The sequence below is a fragment of the Sphingobium sp. TKS genome (genome assembly GCF_001563265.1).
Taxonomy (GTDB): Bacteria; Pseudomonadota; Alphaproteobacteria; order Sphingomonadales; family Sphingomonadaceae; genus Sphingobium.
This window is the reverse complement of sequence record NZ_CP005085.1, coordinates 26,230-48,882: the sequence shown is the minus strand read 5'-3', so window position 1 is coordinate 48,882 and position 22,653 is coordinate 26,230. Positions and strand designations below refer to the sequence as shown.

Here is a 22,653-nt window from a genome sequence, read left to right as displayed (position 1 = left end):
CAACCAATCACCTTGGGCTGCACGATGCCACTTCAAGTCGACTTGAGGTCAAGCATGAAACTTCTCGACATTGCCGAGGTAGCGAAGCAATCGGGCTTGCCCGCCTCCACGCTGCGATTTTACGAGGAAAAGGGACTGATCATATCACTGGGCCGGCGAGGCCTCCGTCGCACCTTCGAGCCGGACATATTAGGCCGGCTGGCTTTGATCGCGCTGGGACGCATGGCTGGTTTTACGCTCGATGAGATCGCCGCGATGTTCGGCCGTGAGCCGCCCGCACAACTGGATCGAGAGTTACTCAGCGCAAAGGCAGAAGAATTGGAGACGACCATCGGGCAACTCGCAGCTCTCAGAAATGGCCTCCGCCATGCCGCCACCTGTCCCGCTCCCAGCCATATGGAATGCCCTTCCTTCCGACGATTGCTGAAGATCGCCGCGGCGCGAAGCAACAGGTCTCGTCCCAAAGGAGGACGCACAATATAATCGGATCGTGGTGACCATGCAGGAACCTGTTTGCTATCATGGCCTTCATCCGACAAGCCGGCCGACGCGAAACCGCTGGCAGTAACATGCGGGAAGGTCATGGCTTGAAACGCCAGGGGAGACCGCTTGGAAAGCACAGCTGGAGGGCAAGCCATCGATGTTACGGGCATCGTCGCGAAAAAGCCGGGGCTGGCATGCAGCGTCGTCGGCGCCCCCTCTTCATGCTTGCGGCGCCACGCTGCTCATTGATCTTGATCCTGTCAATTGTTCCCCGTCCAGCACGCCGATCCTCTTCGGCTAATGATGCGACCGGGGAAAGCAGCGAAGCCCGACATACAGAACCAGAGGCCAGAACAAGGTGTTCACAATGTCCAGCGAGGTATCGTGCCATCGCCACGAGCCGTAATGGAGACGATCGAGAATTTCATTCCCTGCCTCGAAAAGGGCGACCGTCAGAAGGGGTATCGGCGTCGAAAGGCGCCTGCCGGTCACAAGCCTGCTAAGGACAAGGATGACCATTCCGGCATGCACGTGAAGCAGGCTGTCGGCAGCGCCAGTGCCATCCCCGATAGCGCGGATAATCTGAGCATAGAGGGCCGGGACGTCCATTTCTACCGCCTAATCGATATGCAGGGTTCGGGAAACAGGCGTCGCCATCGTCCGGTCGGGCGAATTTCGCCGCAGGCAAGAAGCATAATGCGAGGAATTTTCTGCGCTTTTTACGCAGGCCACCGCCGCAATGGCGTGTTACCCCGGGTGCGTGCTGGACCAGTTGCAGTCGGCTAACCCGCGCGCTTGCGCATGAGCGCGGCGGGCGTCGGCGCCCGCGACTGGACCTGCCGGCGCGCCTGGGCGATCGCGGCCTGCAGTTCATGCTGGCGGAACGGCTTTGTCATGCGGACAACATCACCGGGCGCCTCGTCCAGGCCGTCATGGCCCGAGACAAGGATCATCGCGACATGGGCGTGGGACTCCGCCAGGCTTCGCACGAGGTCGAGACCCGTCATGCCCGGCATTACATGATCGGTTATGAGGATTTGCGGTTGCACCCCCTCGTCCAGTCTCGCCAGGCATTCTTCGGCGCTAGCGACCTCAACGACCGTGTAGCCCTCCTCCCGCAACATCGCGGCAGTCCCCCTGCGGACGAGCTGATGATCATCGACGATGATCGCAATCCCGCCAAGTTCCGCTCCGACGGCCGCGATCCTCGGGGTGGGACGAGGGGCGATGGCCGTGTGCGTGATAGGCAACCAGAGACTTATATCGGTTCCGGCATGCAGTTCGCTCCTGATGTCCATGGCGCCCCCAAGCTGCTGCACGACGCCATGCACCATCGCCAGGCCCAGCCCCGTGCCAGCACCGGCCGGCTTTGTCGTGAAGAAGGGCTCAAGCGCCTTGGCCTTGGTCGCCTCGTCCATGCCGCCGCCCTCGTCGCTCACCGTCAATCGAAGGAAGGAATCGCGCTTGTCTTCACTATCCCCGGGGGCCGATGGATAGGTTGCGGAGATGGAAAGAACGCCGCCTTCGGGCATTGCATCACGCGCGTTCACGGCAAGATTGAGGATCGCGATCTCCAGTTGCTGGCGGTCGGCCAATATATTGGGCAGATTGGGCGGAACCATGACCCGCAACTCGATGCGTGCGCCCACGGTGCTTGAAAGCAGCGCTTCCATTCCCTTGAGAAGAGAGCGTACATCCACAGCGGTCGAGGTCAGCGGTTGACGGCGCGCGAATGCGAGCAGGCGCTGAACGAGCGCCCGGGCCCGCTCGGCCGACTCCATCGCCATTTGCGCATGCGCCTGGGTTGGATCCTGCGATGGGTTAGTCTGAAGGATGAGATCCAGGCTTGTCATGATCGGTGAAAGCAGATTGTTGAAATCATGCGCCACATTCCCGGTCAGTTGCCCCATGAGCTCCAGCTTCTGCGTCTGGAGCAGCTTTTGATGGGCCGCCTCAAGTTCCCTCGTGCGCTCTGCGATCCTCTCCTCAAGGCTTCGGTTGAGCTGCGCCATTTCAGCAACCAGTCGTCCATTGGCGAGGGCCGTCGACGCTGCATGGGCCAGTGACTCCAGGATCGCCGCTTCATCGGCATCGGGATGTCCGGTCGCGGCCCAATAAGCCCCAAGCGCCGCCACCGGACGGGCGGCGCCGATGGGAACCATCAGCATGCTTTTGACGAAGGTCTGCCGATAGGCTTCCTGCGGTATCCTGGGATCCAGCCTGATGTCGGGGATGGCCGCGGATTCCCGATTGAGCATGGCCCAGCCGGAAACGCAGGTTTCCTGGGGAAAGCGCATTCCTTCCCACAGTCCCTCCATAGCGTCTTCCGCATAATAATGGCATTGGTCCCCATCGCGCAGCACCACCGCTATTCCATCGGCGCCGACAGCGGCGCGCGCCGAATCGCGCAGGATCTCGACCACTTCGCTCAGATTCCCTGCTTCCGAGAGCCGCGCCATCGCGCTCGCAGCGATCGTCCACCGGGAGGACAGGAGGCCGCCTGGCGTGTCTTGTGCGCCATTGCCGTCTGACAGGGGCGTGCATCCTGTTTGCATGATCTTACCTGTGTCCTTCATCGGCCCGCATGCGCCGCTTTTGGTAGGGGATGGAACCAGTCGCGAAAATTCCCAAGAGCCCAGATGGTCCTTGCTTCGGGCGGAGCGCTCAGTGCACGCGTCAGTGAAGGGCGGCCGAAATGATAGCCTTGTAGCCATTGGGCACCGGCCTGGCGTGCAAGTTCGGCCTGGCCTGCCGTTTCCACCCCTTCCACCACGACCGCCGGCGCGAGCGATCGGGCGAGGCCCACAAGATGTTCAAAGGTCGCACGACGCCGTTCATCCTGCATCGCGTCCCGGATGAAGCCGCCATCGATCTTGATGATATCGGCCAGCAAAGCGGCGGTCTGCATGACCGACGCACGGCCCGCGCCGAAATCGTCGATCGCGACCAGGCAGCCCAGATCCTGCATCCGCGATATGAACTCGCCTGCCTCGTCGAGCGACGGAATCTCGGCGGTCTCCGTGATCTCGATCACCAGCCTGCGCGCCAGATCGGGATGACGCGCAAGGCGAGACAGGAGGTCGCACCAGGTCGCAAATTTGCCATAGCGGTGAAGAGACGCGCTGCTCGCTGAAATATTGACGCCAAGGCGTATGACCGGATCTGCTTCCAGGTGATCGAGCACCAGCGCCATCATCCTTCGATCGAGCTCTGGCGCCAATCCCACCCGCTCAAGCGCACGGATCCCGGCCTCGCAGGCGCGAAGCTCTCCATCTTCCCCACACAGCCGCAGCAACCCCTCGAAATAGAGGAGACGGCTCTCGTGCTCGGGTGAAACAACCGACTGCCAGACGAGCGCGGCGCCGCCCCTGTCGATATTCTCAAGGAGACTGGCGCATTGCCTCATATCCTCCCGGTATCTCGATATTTCGGATCTTCCGCTGACAAGGGGCAAAGCTGCTATCTGATTGCGAGCGTTCATCCTCGCCATCTCGACATCCCCCACGCCGATCTCGGCAGCCCCAAGGCTCGGTACGATATAAAAGGGGCCGATTTCCGACATGATCGGCCGCGATCCAAGATCTGCGCAAAGTCGATCGAGCAGAGGGCCTGCCGCGCTCCGCCCATGCGCCACAACCTGGATAGCTTCGGCATTTTCCAGCTCGATCATCTCGCCCCGCGGCACGACCCGCCTCATTGCCGCGCGAAGCCGGCCCAGGGCAGCGGCGCGCGCCTCATGTCCGAAGGCCAGTTCAATTGCCTGGAGATTGGCGATAGAGGCGACAAGATAGAGCGCAGGCGGGCGCAAGGCAGTGCTTGCCCTGAAGAAACTTGCCTCCTGCCTACCCACTGCTATCGCCTCCTTGACCGTCCGATCCTATAGGCATTCCCATGGATTCATCAATCGAATCCTTTGTGCGAGAATGTTACCCTACGCTTATTTCCTTTGATTGGACATATTCAAATCGAGCCAGTGAAGCGAATGAATGGCGTATGATATTCTTATCTAGGCGGCATCGAACATAAATGACTTCATGTTACGATTTTGCAGACTGATTGCTTTTCCATTCCATCGTTTCGGGTGAGCATCAATTGGCGCGCGAGGCTTGTGCCGCGCAAGTCTGGCAACCAGGACGACGCCCAAGCGTTCTAACACCGACCCTCCCCGAACCTTGGAAGGTGCCGCGAGGCAAGGGCCACGCCCACCTGCCCGCCCTGGCCGGCGGCTCCAGCAGCCCTTCCAGGAAAACCCGGCTCCCGCCCCAATCGGCGAACGATCCGCTGAAACGACCAGCCCCTACCCCGCTCGGACGCGCGCGCCGCAGCCTGCAAGGATGACCCCACAGGAACGGGGCTGGCCGGCATCAAGATTGACCATGGTCACTCCTTGGCGGGATGCCGCCAATCCGGGGGCGGATGACCATCGGTCAGGAATCGAAAGAATTGCAAGGCAGCACTCTCCATTCGAATCCGTGTCATTACTTATATCGCGGCGCGAGGTATCGCTTAATTATTTGTTCACGGCTTCCCGGCAATGTGAGTGAACCGATTTCCCGCTCGGCTGAAAGATATGACGTGCCGGTATCGGGTTAGTCGGCGCGCGCCCGCTTGACGAGAGCGCGAGGACGATAAAAGCACTGAAATTGTTGTAACTTTTCGCCGCCCTATATCGTTAGGGGTATTCCAAAGGCATTAACGGTCCATTAAATTTGTCAATTGAAGATATTAGAGGCAATCGCTATGGTGCATTCACCATTCTTAACTTGTGTCGCAGAGGTTTGGGGGAAGAAATGACTGGAATTGAAGAAGATAAGGATTCTCTCGTCTCACTAACCGCCAGCATCGTCTCAGCCAACGTTTCCAACAGCCCGATGGCGGTTGAAGATTTGTGCAACATGATCAAAAGTGTCCATACTGCCTTGTCAGGCCTTTCGGGTCATGAAGCTGAGCCCATTTCACGGCGGGAACCTGCGGTTCCTGTTCGTTCCTCTGTTAAGGAAGATTATATTGTCTGCCTTGAGGACGGGAAGAAGCTCAAGACATTGAAGCGTTACCTGCGGGCCCGTTACCAGATGAGTCCCGAGGAATATCGCGCCAAATGGGGGCTGCCGGCCGATTACCCGATGGCGGCTCCGAGCTACACGAACCAACGCCGGGAACTCGCCCATAAGATAGGGGTCGTTTGCGGGAGGGGGCGAAATCCTACGCTAAGGATTTGGGCCAGCGATATTCGCCGGTGAGGTTGATGTGCTCCCATCCCAGCGGCGAGACATGGGCGAGGAGATGGGGCGGGACGGCAAAGCCATCAGCGGCTCGGCTGCTGACGACTTCTCCGAGCTTCATCGTGTTCCAGAATATGATGGTGGCGGCCAGCAAGTTCATGCCGGCGATGCGATAATGCTGGCCTTCGCCTGAGCGATCCCGGATTTCACCGCGCCGATGGAAGCTGATAGCGCGCTTCAGGGCATGATGGGCTTCGCCTTTGTTGAGGCCGATCTGGGCCTGGCGCTGCAAGCCGGCGTCGAGAATCCAGTCGATCATGAACAAGGTTCGTTCGACCCGGCCGACTTCCCGAAGGGCGAGCGCCAATTCGTTCTGGCGAGGATAGGATGCCAACTTGCGTAGAATCTGGCTGGGGGCGACAATGCCGGCGGCGATCGTGGCCATGATGCGCAGGATGTCGGGCCAGTTCCGCTCGATCAGGGGTTCGTTGATTTTCCCGCCGACCAGACCCCGCACGTTGGCGGGCGTTGCGCTGGGAGTGAAGGCATAGAGCCGCTTTTGAGGCAGGTCACGGATGCGCGGCGCGAACCTGTAGCCTAGAAGGGCGCAGGCGGCGAACACATGATCGGTAAAGCCGCCCGTGTCGGCGAAATGCTGACGGACATGGCGGCCTGCATCGTTCATCAGCAGCCCGTCGAGAATATAGGGCGCCTCGCGGCTCTGTTGCAAAAATCGTGAAGCTTGAGCATGCTTGGCGGAGATTGGACGGACGGAACGATGACGGATTTCAAGTGGCGCCATTTCCAGGGTGATGTGATCCTGTGGGCGGTGCGCTGGTATTGTCGCTATCCGATCAGCTATCGCGACCTTGAGGAAATGCTGGCGGAACGCGGCATTTCGGTCGACCATACGACGATCTATCGCTGGGTCCAGTGCTACGCCCCGGAGATGGAGAAGCGGCTGCGCTGGTTCTGGCGGCGTGGCTTTGATCCGAGCTGGCGCCTGGATGAAACCTACGTCAAGGTGCGGGGCAAGTGGACCTACCTGTACCGGGCAGTCGACAAGCGGGGCGACACGATCGATTTCTACCTGTCGCCGACCCGCAGCGCCAAGGCAGCGAAGCGGTTCCTGGGCAAGGCCCTGCGAGGCCTGAAGCACTGGGAAAAGCCTGCCACGCTCAATACCGACAAAGCGCCGAGCTATGGTGCAGCGATCACCGAATTGAAGCGCGAAGGAAAGCTGGACCGGGAGACGGCCCACCGGCAGGTGAAGTATCTCAATAACGTGATCGAGGCCGATCACGGAAAGCTCAAGATACTGATCAAGCCGGTGCGCGGTTTCAAATCGATCCCCACGGCCTATGCCACGATCAAGGGATTCGAAGTCATGCGAGCCCTGCGCAAAGGACAGGCTCGCCCCTGGTGCCTGCAGCCCGGCATCAGGGGCGAGGTGCGCCTTGTGGAGAGAGCTTTTGGCATTGGGCCCTCGGCGCTGACGGAGGCCATGGGCATGCTCAACCACCATTTCGCAGCAGCCGCCTGATCGGCGCAGAGCGACAGCCTACCTCTGACTGCCGCCAATCTTTGCAACAGAGCCTCATAGATATTGCCTGGCTCGACACCGGCAGCGCGAAGGGCATCGTGCTGCAGGTCGAGCGACTGCGAGCCGTCGGCTTTGGACACGCGGGCGTAGCCGATCAGCATGGATCACAAACGAAGGTTTGAGGCGGTGACGAACATGAGCACATAAGATTGGGCTATTGTGTATCTTAACCAGCATCTCAATCAAGCTATCTCAAACCGTAGCTCGGAAAGAATAAGGAGCATGTATGCCGCGTCGCGTGACCCTGACCGATCGACAGCGCGAGGCGCTGCTTCACTTGCCGGTCGATCAAGGTGAGCTGCTGCGGCACTATACCCTCAGCGATGAGGATCTCGGGCATATCCGCCAGCGCCGGCGCGCCCACAATCGTTTTGGCTTCGCGCTGCAACTGTGCGTCCTGCGCTACCCGGGCCGGGTGCTCGCTCCTGGCGAGTTGATCCCGGCGCAGGTATCGGATTTCATCGCGGCCCAGCTCGGCCTGACCAGCGACGATCTACTCCTCTATGCCGCGCGCGAGGAGACCCGGCACGAGCATCTGGCGGACCTTCGCCGAATCTACGGCTATCGCTCCTTTTCGGGGCGGGGCGCACGGGATTTGCGCGAATGGATCGCTCGGGAAGCCGAGGCGGCGACATCGAATGAGGATCTTGCCCGTCGCTTCGTTGCGGAGTGTCGCCGCACCCGCACGATCCTTCCCGGCTCCTCGACGATCGAGCGCCTTTGCGCCGATGCGCTGGTTGAGGCCGAGCGCCGGATCGAGGATCTTATCGCCCATCGCATCACGCCAACCCTGAGCGAGAATTTGGCTCACCTGTTGGAGGATACGGTGGATGGTCGCGTCACGCGCTTCGTATGGCTGCGACAGTTCGAGGTTGGCGCAAATTCAGCAGCCGCTAACCGGCTGATGGATCGACTGGAATATCTTCAAAGGTTCGATCTTCCGGCGGATTTGCTGGACGGCGTGCCGGCGCATCGTGTGACCCGGCTTCGCCGGCAGGGCGAGCGCTATTACGCCGACGGCATGCGTGATCTGCCCGAAGACAGGCGGCTTGCGATCCTCGCTGTCTGCACCCTGGAATGGCGGTCATCGCTGGCCGATGTCATCGTGGAGACCCACGATCGCATCGTAGGCCGTCTCTATCGGGCCTCCGAACGCCTTTGCAACACCAGGATCGCCGACGAAAAGGCGGCCGTTCGGGACACGCTGAAGTCCTTTGCCGAAATCGGTGGTGCTTTGCTTGGAGCGCAGGACGATGGCACGGCCCTGGACGGGATAATCGCCACCGGTCCTGGCTGGGAACGGTTCAGAACCCTTGTCGCCACGGCCTCCGCGCTGACCAACGTGCTCGCGGCCGACCCGCTCAGCCGTGTGCTGGACGGCTATCACCGTTTCCGCCTCTACGCGCCCAGGATGCTGCGCCTGCTCGACATGCAGGCGGCGCCGATCGCCACGCCTCTTCTGGCGGCCGTTGCGATGCTGCGTAACGGGATCAAGGTCGATCCGCCGGTGGATTTTCTACGTCCCAACTCGAAATGGCATCGTCATCTTTGCGCTGAGCCCAGCGGCGACCACCGGCTTTGGGAAATCGCGGTGCTGTTCCACATCCGCGACGCCTTCCGGTCCGGTGACATATGGTTGGCGGGATCGCGCCGCTATGGCGACCTCAAGCAGCTTCTGGTCCCGCCACAGGCGATAGAGCAGACCGCGCGGCTCGCCGTGCCGCTGCGACCCGGCGAATGGCTGGCCGAGCGCAGGGCTCGACTGGATACACGGCTGAAGGAGTTTGGCCGCGCGGCGCGAACCGGCACGATCCCAGGCGGCATCATCGAGAACGGCAAGCTGCACATCGACAAGCTGAGGGCCGACACGCCCGAAGGGGCCGAGGATCTCGTGCTCGATCTCTATCAACAGCTCCCGCCCGCGAGGATCACCGATCTGTTGCTGGAAGTCGATGAGCGAACCGGATTTTCCGAGGCGTTCACGCATCTGCGCACCGGCGCGCCCTGCAGCGACCGGATCGGCCTGATGAACGTGTTGCTGGCGGAAGGCGTCAATCTCGGTTTGCGCAAGATGGCGGCGGCGACCAACACGCACAGCTTCTGGGAATTGCTGCGGATCGCGCGCTGGCATGTCGAAGGCAGCGCCTATGATCGGGCGCTCGCCATGATCGTGGAGGCCCACGCCGCCCTGCCCATGGCCGCCTTCTGGGGACAAGGGCAATCGGCATCCAGCGACGGGCAGTTCTTCCTTGCTACCGAGCAGGGCGAGGCGATGAATCTGATCAACGCGAAATATGGCAACGTCCCGGGCCTCAAGGGATACAGCCATGTGTCCGATCAATATGCGCCGTTCGCAACCCAGGTGATCCCGGCAACGGTCAGCGAGGCTCCCTATATCCTGGACGGGCTGCTCATGAATGACGCGGGCCGCCGCGTTCGCCAGCATTTTGCCGACACGGGCGGCTTCACCGATCATGTGTTCGCCGCCTGCGCCTTGCTCGGCTACAGGTTCGCCCCCCGTATCCGCGATCTCCCTCAGAAAAGACTCTATGCCTTCACGCCCAACGCGACGCCGGCCAATGTGCGAGCGCTGGTCGGAGGTAAGATCAATGAACCGCTCATCGAGCGCAACTGGCCCGACATCCTGCGCATCATGGCGACGATCGCAGCGGGGATCGTCGCCCCCAGCCAGATTCTTCGCAAGCTCGCCTCTTACCCGCGCCAGAATGAGCTGGCCCTCGCATTGCGAGAGGTGGGCCGCATCGAGCGAACCCTGTTCATGATCGACTGGATTCTTGATGCCGGCCTCCAGCGCCAGGCTCAGATCGGCCTCAACAAGGGTGAGGCCCACCACGCCCTAAAGCGCGCCATCAGCTTCCACCGCCGAGGTGAAATCCGGGATCGATCCGGCGAAGGCCAGCACTATCGCATCGCCGGAATGAACCTGCTCGCCGCCATCATCATATTCTGGAACACCATGAAGCTCGGCGAGGTCGTCAATACCCGGGCCGCCAGCGGTACCCATATCGCGCCTGATCTACTCGCCCACGTCTCGCCGTTGGGATGGGAACACATCAATCTAACCGGGGAATATCGCTGGCCCAAATCCTTAGCGTAGGATTCCGCCCCCTCCCGCAAACGCCCCCTACGATTGAGAAGCGCGGCGGAATCTCTTAGATTGATCGCTGGAGGCTTTGTTCGCGGAGACGCGCACATTGCCTTCTTTTCGTTTTAGGAAGCGCTGCCCTAAGCGACAGAAGCCAGAGCTTTGACAATGCGGCATTCCGCGATGGAGCCGACCATGTATCTTGATCCTATCGGTGCAGACACGCGATGATGGCGGTCACGACGGCGGTGGTTTCCGCGACGTCGCGCACCCTCACTGTGTCGAGGCCGATTTCAGCAGCGGGATAGTCATTCCCACCGGGGAATATCGCATCCCCAATGAACAGCATCCCGTCGAGCGGGACACCGCTCTCGGCACTCAGGCGCTTCAGGCCATAGCCCTTGTCGATCCCTGCTCTGGTCACGTCGATCGATGTCGTGCCACCGAGATTGATCGAGAGCTCCGGCAGCTTCGCGCGCAACGTGGCCTGCAACGCGGTCCTCTTCTTTCGGTCAGGATCCCACGCTTCCTTTTCCTTCAGCGGCGCTGCCTGCCCCAGGCCCGAAAAGGTGATCTGGCTGCCCCGGTCCTCGATCCGTTCGCCCCAGATACGTTCGTCGGCGAGACCGGCATCGGTCAGCGCCTGATCGAAGGCCGTGCGGATCTTCGCCTTCTCCGCGTCGTCGAACAGTTCGGCATAGACCGCGCGCCAAGCGCCATTGATGAACCGATAGAGTTTCGTGCCTGTGGTCGGCATCAACCAGAGACGGTCGAGCGCGACGCCGGCAGGAAGGCGCGAGGCGATCTGCTTTTCGAACTGCGGCCAGTCCCCGCCCGAGATCACCGCCACATCCGTGATGGCGAGCAATCGGGCGAGGATTGCGGCCATATCCTCCGATAACGGCCGCTTGCTCTCGGCAAGCGTGCCGTCGAGGTCGAAGGCGATCAGCCACTTCATGCCGCCTTCCCTGCCGGATCGCGGTAGGCGAGCAGCCTGAGCGCATTGATGACGACGAGCAGCGTCGATCCCTCATGAACCGCCACCGCTGGCCCAATGCCGAGGCCGAGGATGGTAGCAGGCACCAGGAAGGCGACGACACCCAGGCTGACGAAGACGTTCTGCCGGATGATTCCACGGGTATGGCGGCTAAGACCGACTGCGAATGGCAGGTGCGCCAGATCGTCGGCCATCAGCGCCACGTCGGCTGTCTCCAGCGCAACGTCCGACCCCGCCGCGCCCATCGCGATGCCGACCGTGGCGCTTGCCATCGCCGGCGCATCGTTCACGCCGTCGCCCACCATCGCGACCTTGTCTTCGCCGGCGAGCTTCTTGATCGCGGCAACCTTGTCTTCGGGCATGAGGTCGCCCCACGCTTCGTCGATCCCGACTTCGTCGGCGATCGCTTCGGCGACTTTCTGGTGATCGCCGGAGATCATTATCATCCGCGACACGCCCATCTCGTGCAGCCGACGCAACGCGGTCTTGGCAGCTTCGCGAGGCGTGTCCATCAGGCCGATCGCGCCCAGGTCGCGGTCCCCCTTGCGGACCACCATTGTCGTGCGGCCGTTCTCGCGCAGCTTCGCGATTGCGTCCTGCGCGCCCTGCCCCAGCGCCGGAATGCCCTCACTTCCGAACATCTCGGCCTTGCCGATCCACACCGTCTCGCCATCCACGCTCGCGGTGACGCCCCGACCGGTCAGGCTCTTGAGGTCGCCGGCAGTCGGCACGGCACGATCGTTCAGACGTTCGCGGCCGTCCTTGACGATCGCTTGGGCCAGGGGATGGTCGCTCAACGCTTCGACGGCGACAGCCAGCGCCAGCAACTCGCCTTCATCGGCGCCATCGACGGGCACGACATCAGTGATGCGCGGACGACCTTCGGTCAGCGTGCCCGTCTTGTCGAAAGCGATCGCTTTGAGCGACCCGAGGTTTTCGAGCGGTGCACCGCCCTTCACGAGCACGCCGCCCCGCGCTGCACGGGCAACGCCCGACAGGACCGCGCTCGGCGTTGCGATCGCGAGCGCGCACGGGCTTGCCGCCACCAGCACCGCCATCGCGCGATAGAAGCTGTCGCGGAACGGCTCGTCGACGACCACCCATGCGAACAGCAGGAGCACTGACAGGACCAGGACGGCGGGCACGAAGATCCGTTCGAACCGGTCGGTGAAGCGCTGCGTCGGCGACTTCTGCGTCTCCGCTTCGCTCACCATCTTCACGACCTTGGCAAGCGCGCTTTCATTGGAACGGCGTGTCACCTCGATCTCGATCGCGCCGCCGCCGTTGATCGTACCAGCAAAAACCCGGCTTTCCGCGTCGACTGCATCGGGCTTGGCGCGTGCCGCTGCGGCATCTGCGACCGGCACCTTGTCGACCGGGATGCTTTCACCCGTGACCGGGGCCTGGTTGATCGCGCTGGTGCCCTTGATGACGAAGCCGTCGGCAGGCAGGCGCTCGTTCGGGCGGACGATGGCAATGTCCCCGACGACCATCTGCTCGACCGGGATTTCGCTGGTCTGCCCGCCGCGTCGCACGGTCGCGGTTTCGGGCGCGAGCTTCGCCAGCGCCTCGATCGCCTTCTTGGCGCGGCCCATTGCATAATGCTCAAGCGCATGGCCGAGGCTGAACAGGAACAGCAGCAGCGCACCTTCGGCCCATGCGCCCAGCGCAGCGGCGCCGGCCGCAGCGACCAACATCAGCGTGTCGATCTCGAACTTCTTCATCCGGAGGTTGTCGATCGCCTCGCGCAGCGTGAAGAATCCGCCGAAGAAATAGGCTGCGATATAGCAGGCGGTCGGCAGCCATTCGGGCGCGCCAGCGACCAGCCTCTCGATCGCGTAGCCGATCCCCAGCAGCGCGCCACAGGCGAGCGCGAAGATCAGCTCGGTATTGGGGCCGAGAAATTCGGCGTGGCTATGGTCGTGGCCATCGCCGGGGCCGTGCTTCTCTTCGCCCGCGCCGTGGCCCCCGGGGCCGTGGTCGTGGCCGGCATGTTCATCGGCAGCGACCCGCTTGCCCACCCTCACCTTCAGCTTGCGAAGCGCAGCGCGCACCTCCTCTTCGGTGGTTTCGCGGCGATCATATTCGACCCGGACAGACCCGCTGGTGCTGGCGCTTGCCTGGACCACGCCGGGCAAGGCGCACAGCGCATCGCTGACCGTGCGCGCCCGACGTTCGTGGTTGATCCCCGTCACCTGCCAGATCGCATGGCCGTAGCGCTCGGTGATTTCGGCACCTGCGGCGCGCACCATTTCGCGCAACCGTGGCAGCGGCAGCTTGGCGGCATCGAAATGGATGCACAGCGCCGCTGGCGTGTTGCCGTCGAGACAGATCACATGCGCCCGCTCGACACCTTCGCGCTTTGACAGGGTTGATACGAGACGGTCCAGGCAGGCATCGGCCGCGTCAGGAAGGTCCGGCAACAACACTGGAATGTCGAGTTCGAGCTTGTCGTTCATGACGACCTCCTTTCGCTTTTCTTGGTTTCGGCGCGCGCGTCGCGCAGGATTTCGACACCGCCCTTGATGGCGATGATGGCGGTGGCGAAGCCGACCAGCAGGTCCGGCCAATTGGTACCCAACCACAGCACCAGCACGCCGGCGATCAGGATGCCGCCGTTGGAAATGAAGTCGTTGAAGCTGAAGGTGGTTGCGGCCCGGAGATTGACGTCCGGATCCTTGAGGCGCTGGAGCAGCCGCAGGCAGAGGTAATTCACGACGCCGGCGATCGCGGACATGACCATCATGGTAGGTCCGATGGGCTCGCTGCCCTGCACGTAGCGCCGTCCGACATCGATCAAGATGCCGCCCGCGAAGATCAGCAGCATGACGCCCGAAGCGACCGCGGCGCGTGTCTTCCATGTCTGGCCCCGGGTGAGCGCCACAAGGCTCAGCGCATACACAGCCGTATCGGACAGGTTGTCGACGCCGTTGGCGATCAGCGCGCTCGAGTCCGCGAAGAAGCCGGAAACGAAGAAGCCCGCAGCGATCGCCGCGTTCAGCAGCAGGACGATCCACAGTGTGCGGCGCTCCTGCCCGCCATTGTTGTCGTTGCCCGGGATCATCCCATCATCTCCTCAAGTGTCAGCAGGGCCAGGAAGCCGACGAAAAACATCGAGCTGATGAGCGGGGTGTCGGGTTTCTCGTGCGCCTCGACCAGCAACTCCTCCGTGACGAGGTAGAGCAGCGCCATCAGCCCGAAGCTGAGGAAGCCGGCGATCATCACCGGCGACAGCGCGGCGACCGGCACGGCAGCGAGCGCGCCGATCGGCAGCAGCAGGGCCAATGCCGAGACGATCACGATGATGCGCAAGCGCGAGCGATAGGTTTCCGCCAGCTCGTCGGTCAGCGTCAGTCCCAGAAATAACACTTCCAGAGTGAGCGCGATCGTCAGCAGGAGACCTGCCTTCTCGCCCGCCACGAAAGCGAGGCCGAGCACCAGGCCGTCGACCAGAATGTCGATGCCGATCGCGGCGAGTAGCGCCATCGGCCCCTTGAAGCGGGCCTCAAGAGCCTTGAGCCCCAGCATGGTCGCGACGCCCGCCGCCCCGCCGATCAACGTCGCGCTGGGCGATGCCTCATGCTTGACCTGCGGCAGGATTTCGGTCGCTGCCGCCGCGAACACGACGCCGGCAGCGAGATGCTGTAGGCCCGCCACGAGGCCAGGTTTCAACTTGGTGCGGCTCGCGACAATCGCGCCGAGCACGACCGCCAGCACAGGCGCAAGCGTATAGAGCAGTGCCTGCATTTCCTAGGACTCCTCCGGGGTTCGGTGGCAGACGCGGATCTTCCCGCGTCGCGTGAACGCGATCGATCCGCCCGCCACGACAGCCCGCGAATGGTCGCCGCGAAACTCGTCACCGGTTCGCTGCGCGCGCAGGATCTCGGTCCTGCCCTTCGGCAGCCAGGTGACGGCCATTTTCAAGCCGTCATCGATGAAGTCGACATCGGCGCGTGTGCCGTCGTCGCAGTACATGATGCGCTGCGCGATTAGTTTCGACGTCAGATGCTTTTCATGCGCCGGCTCGGTAGGCTGGGTCGGCGCTGGATTACACGCCCCTATAACCGCCCCGGAGACGAGAACGACGCCGAGGCGCGCGATCGCCAGACCGGCCCGATTCAGGCCGCACAAGGTTGTCACATTTGAAATCGACGTGTCAGACATCGGTCTCTTCCGACGAAGCGCCCTGTGGCGTTCGAAGGCAGGGCAGTTCATCGCGTGCCTTCCTGCTCGCAGATCCGGGTACGGCCATCGCCTTCCACGATGGTGAGCTGCGACCCCTTGAAGGTCGCGGTGGCTGTTTCGCCGACATATTGCAGGCCCTGCGCTGGCGCGGTCAGCATCATCGGCGGTCCCCCGTTGGAGCGCCGCAAATCGATCTGCAGGCCGTTGTCCTTGTAATCGACGAACAGCGGTTCCCCGTCGGAACAGCGATATCTATGCCGCCCCATTTCCCCGGTCGCCACGGCGCTGTCGGACGAATGGATCTGCTGCTCCGTTGGCGGGGCTGGCGGCTTTCTTTCCGAGCACGCCGCGAGCCCGACAACGAGGATGACGGCGGGCAGCACCCGCTTACAGTGCATCATCATCGCGCCTTCCTCCTGCAGCGGAAGGGGACGCGCTGACGATTGATAGCCCGGGCAGGCTGACCTACCCGCCAGCGGAGATAGGTTGCGAGGCGATCGTCAGATTCGACCATCAGGGATCGCAGGCGGCGCAACATCATCGCCGCGAACGGCAGGGAGAGCGCCCCGCGCAGCGTGCAGCTATGCGTTAGCCTGGTGCCGCCATCGTCCCCCGCCAGCTCGTACCGCTCTTCGAGCGTGAACAGATAGGGGATGCCGCAGGACCAAGCGAAGGCGTGCGGTTTATCGAATCGATCAATCCGTGCTGGCGTCCGAATTGGCCGGGTGATGCCCTGGATCGCAAAGGTGCATTCTGTGTCGCCGAGCCGGGACGGATCATCGAGAAATACGAGCGGACTCCACGCCCGGCGATGATCCGGATCGGTGAGTGCCGACCAGATGCGCAGTGGCCCGCCGTGAAGCATCGAGCTGGTTATGGTGCGAGGCATATCCCCATCTCCCAGAGATGGGCGGGGCGATCGCGGATCGCCCCGCCCATCCATCAGGCCAAGTTGTTCACGAAGGTCTGACCGTGGTCGTCCCCTTCATGCTCCTCATTGTAGTGCTCGGGTTTCTCGATCACTTTCTGCCCGAACCGGGCATAGAGTGTCGGCAGCACGAACAGCGTAAGAAGCGTCGCCGAGATCAGACCGCCGATGACGACCGTCGCCAAAGGCTTTTGAACCTCTGCGCCGGCGCCTTCGCCCAGCGCCATCGGCACGAAGCCGAGGCTGGCGACTAGCGCGGTCATGATGACGGGTCGCAGACGCTGCATCGCGCCAACATGCGCGGCTTCCTCGCGGCTCATCCCTGATCGGATCAGATCTTGGATCGAGCTGACCATGACGAGGCCGTTGAGGACCGCGATGCCCGAGAGGGCGATGAAGCCCACTGCCGCCGAGATCGAGAAGTCCATGCCCCGCAGGAACAGCAACAGGACGCCGCCCACCAGCGCGAAAGGCACGCCGGTGAACACGATCGCGGCGTCGCGGACCGATCCCAACGCCCCGTAGAGGAGCAGCAGGATCAAAATGAAGCAAGCCGGAATGACCAGCTTCAGCCGTTCGCTTGCCGATTGGAGGTTCTCGAACTGGCCGCCCCATTCGAGATAGGTGCCGGCAGGCAGCCGGAGTTGGCTGCCGATCGCCGCCTGCGCATCCGCCACGACGGATCCGACGTCGCGGCCACGCACGTTGGCTTGCACCACCACGCGCCGCTTGCCGTTCTCGCGGCTGATCTGGTTCGGACCATCGACCACCTTGATCTCGGCGACGCTGGACAGCGGTACATAGCCGCCGCCTGCCACCGGCACCTGCACCTGTTGGAGCAGGCCGATGTCGGCACGCTGCGCCTCCGACAGGCGGATCACCACGGGGAAGCGACGGTCGCCCTCGAAGATCTGGCCCGATGTTCGCCCGCCGATCGTCGCAGTCACGGTGTCCTGCACATCCTGAGCCGTAACGCCCAACCGCGCCATCGCGTCGCGGTTGACGCGAATGTCGAGCATGGGAAGACCGGTCGTCTGCTCCACCTTCACGTCCGCTGCGCCTTGCGTTCTGCGCAGCACCGCCGCGATTTGCTCGGCCGTCCGGTTCATCTGGTTGAAGTCGTCCCCGAACACCTTCACCGCGATGTCGCCGCGCACGCCGGCGATCAGCTCGTTGAAGCGCATCTGGATGGGCTGGGTGATCTCGTAGGCATTTCCCGGAATCTTCGCGAGATTACCCTCGATCCGGCTGACCAGCTCCTCCTTGGGAAGCTCAGGATCCGGCCAATCCTTGCGCGGCTTCAGGATGACGAACATGTCGGTCGCGTTCGGCGGCATCGGGTCGGCCGCCAGCTCGGCGGTGCCCGTCTTGGAATAGACGAATTGCACCTCCGGCTGCTTCGACATCATCCGCTCGATCGGCACCTGCATCGCCTGGCTCTGCTGGACCGACGTTGCCGGAATGCGGAGCGACTGGATCAGCAAATCGCCTTCGTCGAGCTGCGGCAGGAACACCGAGCCGAGCGTAGTGAAAGCAAGCGCCGCCACCACAAGGCTTCCCACACCCGCACCGATCGTCAGCGTCGGGCGCTTCATGGCCCGGTCGAGACCGGGTTCGTAGCGCTTCTTCAGCCACGTGATGATGCGGCCGTCCTTCTCCTCGACCTTCTTCGACAGCCAGATCGCAATCATCGCCGGCACGAAGGTGAGAGAGAGGATGAAGGCGAAGGCGAGCGCGATGATGACGGTCAGCGCCATCGGTCCGAACGTTTTACCCTCCACGCCGGTCAGCGTGAGCAGCGGTACGTAGACGAGGATGATGATTGCCTGCCCGTACACAGAGGGACGGATCATCTCACGCGCAGCGGCTGCCACGGTCGCGAGCCGTTCCTTGACGCTGAGCAATCGGCCTTCATGATGCTGTTGCTCGGCAAGCCGGCGCAGCGCGTTTTCGACAATGATGACGGCGCCGTCGACGATCAGACCGAAGTCCAAAGCCCCAAGGCTCATCAGATTGGCCGAGACCCCAGCGCGCAGCATACCAAAGCCTGTCAGCATCATGGTGATCGGGATGACCAACGCCGCGATCAGGGCCGCACGGAAGTTGCCGAGCAGCAGGAAGAGCACGACGATGACCAGCACCGCGCCTTCGGACAGGTTTTTCGCGACCGTCTTGATCGTCGAATTGACCAGCTCGGTGCGGTTCAGCACCGGCTGAATTACGACGTCAGGAGGCAGCGAAGCGTTGATCGTCTTCAGTTTCTCAGCGACCGCGGTCGACACGATGCGGCTGTTCTCGCCGATCCGCATGATCGCCGTGCCGACGACGACTTCGGTACCGTTCTCCGATGCCGAACCCATGCGGATCGCCTGACCCGTCTTCACAGTCGCAACTTGTTCGACCGTGATCGGCACGCCGTTACGTGTCGCGATCACGGTCCTGGCCAACTCGCTGGCATTGCGAACGAGCGCATCCGAGCGAACAGCCAGACCTTCGCCATTGCGATTGACGAAGCCACCGCCGACGCTGGTGTTATTGCGCTCCAGCGCATTTCCCAGGTCCGTCAGCGTGATGCCGAGCGAGGCCAGCTTCTGCACGTCGGGCACGACGAGGAACTGCTTGGCGTAACCGCCAATCGAGTCGACACCGGCGAGGCCCGGTGTGGTCTTCAGAAGCGGCGTCACGATCCAGTCCTGCGCGGTGCGCAGGTAGGTCGCCTTGTCCTCTTCGGTCGTCAGTCGCTCGCCCTCTGGCGTGATGTAGCTGCCATCGGGCTGTTGGCCCGGTTCACCGGGCTTGTGCTTGTCGTCCTCGCGATGATCGAGACGAACGGTGTACATGTACACCTCGCCCAGGCCTGTCGCGATCGGACCCATTTCAGGGTTCACGCCGTCGGGCAGATTCTCTTGCACGCCCCGCAGACGCTCGCCCACCTGCTGGCGGGCGAAATAGATGTCCGTCGCGTCCGAAAAGACCGCCGTGATCTGCGCGAAGCCGTTGCGGCTCAACGAGCGCGTATATTCCAGGCCGGGGGTGCCGGCGAGCGCGGTTTCGATTGGAAACGACACCTGCTTCTCGACCAGCTCGGGCGAGAGGGCAGGCGCGCGGACGTTGATCTGGACCTGATTGTTGGTGATGTCCGGCACCGCGTCGATCGGTAGCCGGTAGAGGGAAAAGGCGCCGATGGCGGCGACGATGACGGTGAGGAGCAGGACTAGCCAGCGCTTCTCGACCGCCCAGGTTACGATACGGGCGATCATGGCTTAATCCTCGTGGCTCGCTTCGCCCTTGCCGATCTCGGCCTTGAGCGTGAAACTTCCGGTGGTGGCGATCTGTTCGTTGCCGGTCAGGCCCGACCGGACGATCACCGTGTCGCCCGACGCATCGCCGAGCTGGACCGGGGTCGCCTTGAAGCCGGTGGGCGTGCGCACGAACACGACCGACTTGCCCTCGAAACTCTGGACCGCCGTCGTCGGCACGCGGACCGCCCCGCTCCCGCCGCTGCCCGTCAGCTGCACGGCTGCCGTCACAGGCTCGCCGACCCGCCATTCGCCACCGCGATTGTCGAGGGTGGCGAGCGCAGGCACGAGCCGCGTCTGCGGATCAAGCGCCGGCGACACGAAGGTCACGCGGGCGGTCGCCTGACGGCCTGCCGCCTTCACCAGCACCGTATTGCCGGGACGCACCCGGCCCGCATCCTCGGGCTTGAGATTAAGCGCGATCGACACCTGGCTCAGGTTGGCGATGCGATAGAGTTCGGCATCCGCCGCGACCGTTTGTCCCAGCGTCACGGGGCGCGCAATGATCTGGCCCGAGATCGGCGCGGCAATGCCGAGCCGGTTGAGCCCGCCGCCGCCGACACCCGCCGCCGAAACCATGCTCTGCGCCTGCGTCAGGGCGATCCGCGCCTCCGTCGCCGCTGTGCGGGCGGCGATCAGATCCTGTTCAGGGGAGACTCTCTGCGCGAACAGCCGCTGTTCGCGCGCGAGGTTCGAATTAGCGAGCTGAAGCCGCGCCCGCGCCGCCTCGACCTCGCCCTTGATCTGCGCCGCCTCGCGGCTTTCGATGACCGCAATGGTCTGGCCGCGTCCGACCGATTGGCCGAGGTTACGGGTGAGCGCGACCACGCGTCCCGCAATTGCGGCCGAGACGACCTGCGTTCCCTGTGGGTCGCCCTCGATGATCGCGGGCAGCTCGATCGTCCCGGCCCCGCCGATGATCGGCCGTCCGACCTGGACGCCCGCTGTGGCGATCTGGTCGGCACCCAATGTGACGACGCCTTCACCGGCATGACCGCCTTCAGCACCGCCCTTTTCCGTGCCCGCTGCCGTCTCATTGGCAGCTGCGCCTTCGGCAGTTGCCTCGTTTCCGCCATCCTTGCCGCCGCAGGCAGCCAAGAGCAGGGCGAGCGACGCCGCGCCCGCGAGATAAAAGCTCTTCATCACTGATTCCCCCCATTGGGCGCACGAGCGGTCAGTCGCTCCACTTGCGCGCGGGCATTCTGGTAATTGGCAAGCGCGTCGATCGCGGCGACCCGCGTTTCGGCGAGCGTGCGTTCAGCATCGAGCAATTCGAGCTGGCCGAACTTGCCCTCGCGATAGCCGATCCGCGCGATGCGGGCGGCCTCCTGTGCAGCCGCCAGCGCCGGCCCCGACGCCGCACGAGCCGTCGTTGCGGCATTGGCCGCCTGCGCCTGCGCGTCCGTGATCGCCTGTTCGATGTCGAGCGCGGTCACGCGGCGCTGCGCATCCGCCTGGGTCCGCTGCGCGGTCGCCTGCGCAATCGCGGCGCGACCATTGTTGAACACCGGGATCGGGATCGACACGCTGAACACCGCCGCCATGTCGTTGGTCGCTTCCAGGCGGCGGATCGACGGCCCGACGTTCAGGTCAGGCACGCGATTGGCGCGCGCGAGCCGCACGCCGGCTTCGGCAATGGAGAAATCCGCGTTGGCTGCCGCCAGCGCGAGTGTGCCGGTCGTGTTGACCGGTGCCAACGGCCCATAGACGTTCACATCGGGAAGGCGATCGAGCAGCGTGTCATCGAGCAGGCCGTCGATCGGCCGTCCGATCCGACGCGCCAGATTGGCGCGGGCCGCCTCGGCCAAGCGAAGCTGCCGCTCCACATTGGCGTCGGCATTGATACGCGCGACATCCGCGCGCTGTTGCTCGAGTGGCGATGCCCGCCCTGCCTGCACGCGAACGCTCGCGGCCCGCAGCGCATCGCTGGCGATCCGGGCCTGATCGCGGGCTGTCATTACCCGGCGATCGGCCGCGACCGCTTCGACATAGAGCTGCGTTACCTGAAGCCGGACATCCGCCGCGATGATCGCGGCCTGGATCTCGGCCCGGGACAATTGCGCATTGGCGACCGCGACGCGGGCGCCGCGCTTGCCGCCTAGCTCGATCGGGATCGCAAAGCCGACCGTGGTTTCCGCGCTGCGGACCCCCCGATACGGCCCGGAGCCGATGACATTCTCGACTTGGCCTTGAACCACCGGATTGGGCCGCAAGCCGGCGACTGTGCGACCTGCACGGGCCGCGTCGATTCCAGCTGTCGCCGCTTCCGCAGCAGGGGCCGAACCGCCCGCTGCACTGACCGCTTGGTCAAGCGTGTAGACCGGCGCATCCTGCGCAACAGGCGCGGACGGTCCGACCTGCGCCTGCGCCATCGTGGCGCAAGACGCTGCGGCCAGCATGGCCGCGAGGATACGATTCATGAAAATAGGACTCCTGACGATGATCGACAGGGGCGCGCCAACGCACGCCCAAATCGGACGTCAGGCTTGGGGGGGCCTCAAATGGACCATGCCGGTGCGGCCGTCGAGCGACGCAGAGGCGGAGATTGTCGGCTTGGGCACTGTGAGGACGGGGGTATATTCCATCGTCGTGCGCGCAGGCGCGCCGACGTCGTGTCCGTGACAATAATTGTGATGATGCGGGACATTCTTGTCCGAGTCCGATGGCACCTGATCGATGTCACCGGCGGTATGGACCGTGAACTCAACGCCCGCGATGCTTCCCCCCGCCAGATCGGCGGCATGGGCCATGCCGGAGAAGCTGGTCAGGACCAGCATCAGGCATGTCAGGAAAGGCAAAAAGGCTCGCACTAGCTTGCCTCTATCACGGA

The 22,653-nt window shown here is 63.3% G+C and carries 18 protein-coding genes and 2 pseudogenes; 5 read left to right on the top strand and 15 right to left on the bottom strand.

The window, feature by feature from the left end; all coding sequences use genetic code 11:
• Window positions 1-54 precede the first annotated feature (54 nt).
• Window positions 55-483, top strand: coding sequence for a helix-turn-helix domain-containing protein (locus tag K426_RS25475; RefSeq protein ID WP_021244690.1), 429 nt, complete (start codon window positions 55-57; stop codon window positions 481-483).
• Between the two features lie 405 nt (window positions 484-888).
• Window positions 889-1,269 (top strand): hypothetical protein, encoded by a 381-nt coding sequence (locus tag K426_RS31905; RefSeq protein WP_158511787.1) that lies wholly within the window; start codon window positions 889-891, stop codon window positions 1,267-1,269.
• Here the strand turns inward: K426_RS31905 and K426_RS25465 are convergent.
• Both K426_RS25465 and K426_RS25460 read right to left on the bottom strand, forming a co-directional pair.
• Window positions 1,266-3,038: an ATP-binding protein gene (locus tag K426_RS25465; protein WP_081659699.1), complete on the bottom strand. Its 1,773-nt coding sequence runs from the start codon at window positions 3,036-3,038 to the stop codon at window positions 1,266-1,268. The genes K426_RS31905 and K426_RS25465 overlap by 4 nt on opposite strands.
• Before the next feature lie 17 nt (window positions 3,039-3,055).
• Window positions 3,056-4,333: an EAL domain-containing protein gene (locus tag K426_RS25460; protein WP_145907753.1), complete on the bottom strand. Its 1,278-nt coding sequence runs from the start codon at window positions 4,331-4,333 to the stop codon at window positions 3,056-3,058.
• A 940-nt stretch (window positions 4,334-5,273) separates the two neighbouring features.
• On the opposite strand from K426_RS25460, the gene K426_RS30625 reads away from it, so the two are divergent.
• Window positions 5,274-5,723 carry a MucR family transcriptional regulator gene (locus K426_RS30625; protein ID WP_082749201.1) on the top strand — a complete coding sequence of 150 codons (450 nt, stop codon included), beginning with the start codon at window positions 5,274-5,276 and terminating at the stop codon, window positions 5,721-5,723.
• Here the strand turns inward: K426_RS30625 and K426_RS25455 are convergent.
• Window positions 5,686-6,420, bottom strand: a pseudogene (locus tag K426_RS25455) (Tn3 family transposase); the annotation flags it as partial. The gene K426_RS30625 and the pseudogene K426_RS25455 sit on opposite strands and share 38 nt — an antisense overlap.
• Window positions 6,421-6,483: 63 nt before the next feature.
• Between K426_RS25455 and K426_RS25450 the strand changes: the two are divergent.
• A complete protein-coding gene (locus K426_RS25450) occupies window positions 6,484-7,248 on the top strand; it encodes an IS6-like element IS6100 family transposase (protein ID WP_001389365.1) in 765 nt (254 codons plus the stop codon).
• Window positions 7,249-7,295: 47 nt separating this feature from the next.
• On the opposite strand, the pseudogene K426_RS30615 reads toward K426_RS25450, so the two are convergent.
• A pseudogene (locus tag K426_RS30615) lies at window positions 7,296-7,409 on the bottom strand (recombinase family protein); the annotation flags it as partial.
• A gap of 125 nt (window positions 7,410-7,534) precedes the next feature.
• Here K426_RS30615 and K426_RS25445 point away from each other — a divergent pair.
• The gene (locus K426_RS25445) at window positions 7,535-10,426 is read left to right on the top strand and encodes a Tn3 family transposase (RefSeq protein ID WP_013849879.1); all 2,892 of its coding nucleotides are present in this window, start codon (window positions 7,535-7,537) and stop codon (window positions 10,424-10,426) included.
• A 196-nt stretch (window positions 10,427-10,622) separates the two neighbouring features.
• Here K426_RS25445 and K426_RS25440 read toward each other — a convergent pair whose 3' ends face one another.
• From K426_RS25440 to K426_RS25390, 11 genes are read right to left on the bottom strand one after another with little or no spacing between them, the layout of a single operon-like run.
• On the bottom strand, window positions 10,623-11,372 hold the full coding sequence (locus tag K426_RS25440; RefSeq protein ID WP_004212890.1) for an HAD-IIB family hydrolase: 750 nt from the start codon (window positions 11,370-11,372) through the stop codon (window positions 10,623-10,625).
• Entirely contained in the window at window positions 11,369-13,870 is a 2,502-nt protein-coding gene (locus tag K426_RS25435; RefSeq protein ID WP_004212886.1) for a heavy metal translocating P-type ATPase, read from the bottom strand. Before K426_RS25435 ends, K426_RS25440 begins: the two co-directional genes overlap by 4 nt.
• Window positions 13,867-14,475 (bottom strand): cation transporter, encoded by a 609-nt coding sequence (locus tag K426_RS25430; RefSeq protein ID WP_004212885.1) that lies wholly within the window; start codon window positions 14,473-14,475, stop codon window positions 13,867-13,869. Before K426_RS25430 ends, K426_RS25435 begins: the two co-directional genes overlap by 4 nt.
• Window positions 14,472-15,158, bottom strand: a complete 687-nt coding sequence (locus tag K426_RS25425) for a ZIP family metal transporter (RefSeq protein WP_004212882.1) — start codon at window positions 15,156-15,158, stop codon at window positions 14,472-14,474. Before K426_RS25425 ends, K426_RS25430 begins: the two co-directional genes overlap by 4 nt.
• Before the next feature lie 3 nt (window positions 15,159-15,161).
• Window positions 15,162-15,575 carry a hypothetical protein gene (locus tag K426_RS25420; protein WP_004212881.1) on the bottom strand — a complete coding sequence of 138 codons (414 nt, stop codon included), beginning with the start codon at window positions 15,573-15,575 and terminating at the stop codon, window positions 15,162-15,164.
• Between the two features lie 47 nt (window positions 15,576-15,622).
• Window positions 15,623-16,000, bottom strand: a complete 378-nt coding sequence (locus K426_RS25415) for a hypothetical protein (RefSeq protein ID WP_009824022.1) — start codon at window positions 15,998-16,000, stop codon at window positions 15,623-15,625.
• On the bottom strand, window positions 15,997-16,485 hold the full coding sequence (locus K426_RS25410; protein ID WP_013849881.1) for an SRPBCC domain-containing protein: 489 nt from the start codon (window positions 16,483-16,485) through the stop codon (window positions 15,997-15,999). Before K426_RS25410 ends, K426_RS25415 begins: the two co-directional genes overlap by 4 nt.
• A gap of 53 nt (window positions 16,486-16,538) precedes the next feature.
• The gene (locus K426_RS25405; protein ID WP_004212878.1) at window positions 16,539-19,784 is read right to left on the bottom strand and encodes an efflux RND transporter permease subunit; all 3,246 of its coding nucleotides are present in this window, start codon (window positions 19,782-19,784) and stop codon (window positions 16,539-16,541) included.
• Between the two features lie 3 nt (window positions 19,785-19,787).
• Entirely contained in the window at window positions 19,788-20,966 is a 1,179-nt protein-coding gene (locus tag K426_RS25400) for an efflux RND transporter periplasmic adaptor subunit (protein ID WP_004212877.1), read from the bottom strand.
• Entirely contained in the window at window positions 20,966-22,243 is a 1,278-nt protein-coding gene (locus K426_RS25395; RefSeq protein ID WP_013039111.1) for a TolC family protein, read from the bottom strand. Before K426_RS25395 ends, K426_RS25400 begins: the two co-directional genes overlap by 1 nt.
• Window positions 22,244-22,303: 60 nt before the next feature.
• Entirely contained in the window at window positions 22,304-22,600 is a 297-nt protein-coding gene (locus K426_RS25390; RefSeq protein WP_007406840.1) for a hypothetical protein, read from the bottom strand.
• Window positions 22,601-22,653: the final 53 nt, after the last annotated feature.

Bases quoted from the DNA above. Each gene is read 5' to 3' on its own strand.
- K426_RS25390 (WP_007406840.1), bottom strand. From the start codon at position 22,600: ATGCTGGTCCTGACCAGCTTCTCCGGCATGGCCCATGCCGCCGATCTG.
- K426_RS25430 (WP_004212885.1), bottom strand. From the start codon at position 14,475: ATGATCCCGGGCAACGACAACAATGGCGGGCAGGAGCGCCGCACACTG.
- K426_RS25425 (WP_004212882.1), bottom strand. From the start codon at position 15,158: ATGCAGGCACTGCTCTATACGCTTGCGCCTGTGCTGGCGGTCGTGCTC.
- K426_RS25420 (WP_004212881.1), bottom strand. From the start codon at position 15,575: ATGTCTGACACGTCGATTTCAAATGTGACAACCTTGTGCGGCCTGAAT.
- K426_RS25435 (WP_004212886.1), bottom strand. From the start codon at position 13,870: ATGAACGACAAGCTCGAACTCGACATTCCAGTGTTGTTGCCGGACCTT.
- K426_RS25465 (WP_081659699.1), bottom strand. From the start codon at position 3,038: ATGCAAACAGGATGCACGCCCCTGTCAGACGGCAATGGCGCACAAGAC.
- K426_RS25400 (WP_004212877.1), bottom strand. From the start codon at position 20,966: ATGAAGAGCTTTTATCTCGCGGGCGCGGCGTCGCTCGCCCTGCTCTTG.
- K426_RS25445 (WP_013849879.1), top strand. From the start codon at position 7,535: ATGCCGCGTCGCGTGACCCTGACCGATCGACAGCGCGAGGCGCTGCTT.
- K426_RS25410 (WP_013849881.1), bottom strand. From the start codon at position 16,485: ATGCCTCGCACCATAACCAGCTCGATGCTTCACGGCGGGCCACTGCGC.
- K426_RS25440 (WP_004212890.1), bottom strand. From the start codon at position 11,372: ATGAAGTGGCTGATCGCCTTCGACCTCGACGGCACGCTTGCCGAGAGC.
- K426_RS31905 (WP_158511787.1), top strand. From the start codon at position 889: ATGGAGACGATCGAGAATTTCATTCCCTGCCTCGAAAAGGGCGACCGT.
- K426_RS25395 (WP_013039111.1), bottom strand. From the start codon at position 22,243: ATGAATCGTATCCTCGCGGCCATGCTGGCCGCAGCGTCTTGCGCCACG.
- K426_RS25475 (WP_021244690.1), top strand. From the start codon at position 55: ATGAAACTTCTCGACATTGCCGAGGTAGCGAAGCAATCGGGCTTGCCC.
- K426_RS25450 (WP_001389365.1), top strand. From the start codon at position 6,484: ATGACGGATTTCAAGTGGCGCCATTTCCAGGGTGATGTGATCCTGTGG.
- K426_RS25405 (WP_004212878.1), bottom strand. From the start codon at position 19,784: ATGATCGCCCGTATCGTAACCTGGGCGGTCGAGAAGCGCTGGCTAGTC.
- K426_RS30625 (WP_082749201.1), top strand. From the start codon at position 5,274: ATGACTGGAATTGAAGAAGATAAGGATTCTCTCGTCTCACTAACCGCC.
- K426_RS25415 (WP_009824022.1), bottom strand. From the start codon at position 16,000: ATGATGATGCACTGTAAGCGGGTGCTGCCCGCCGTCATCCTCGTTGTC.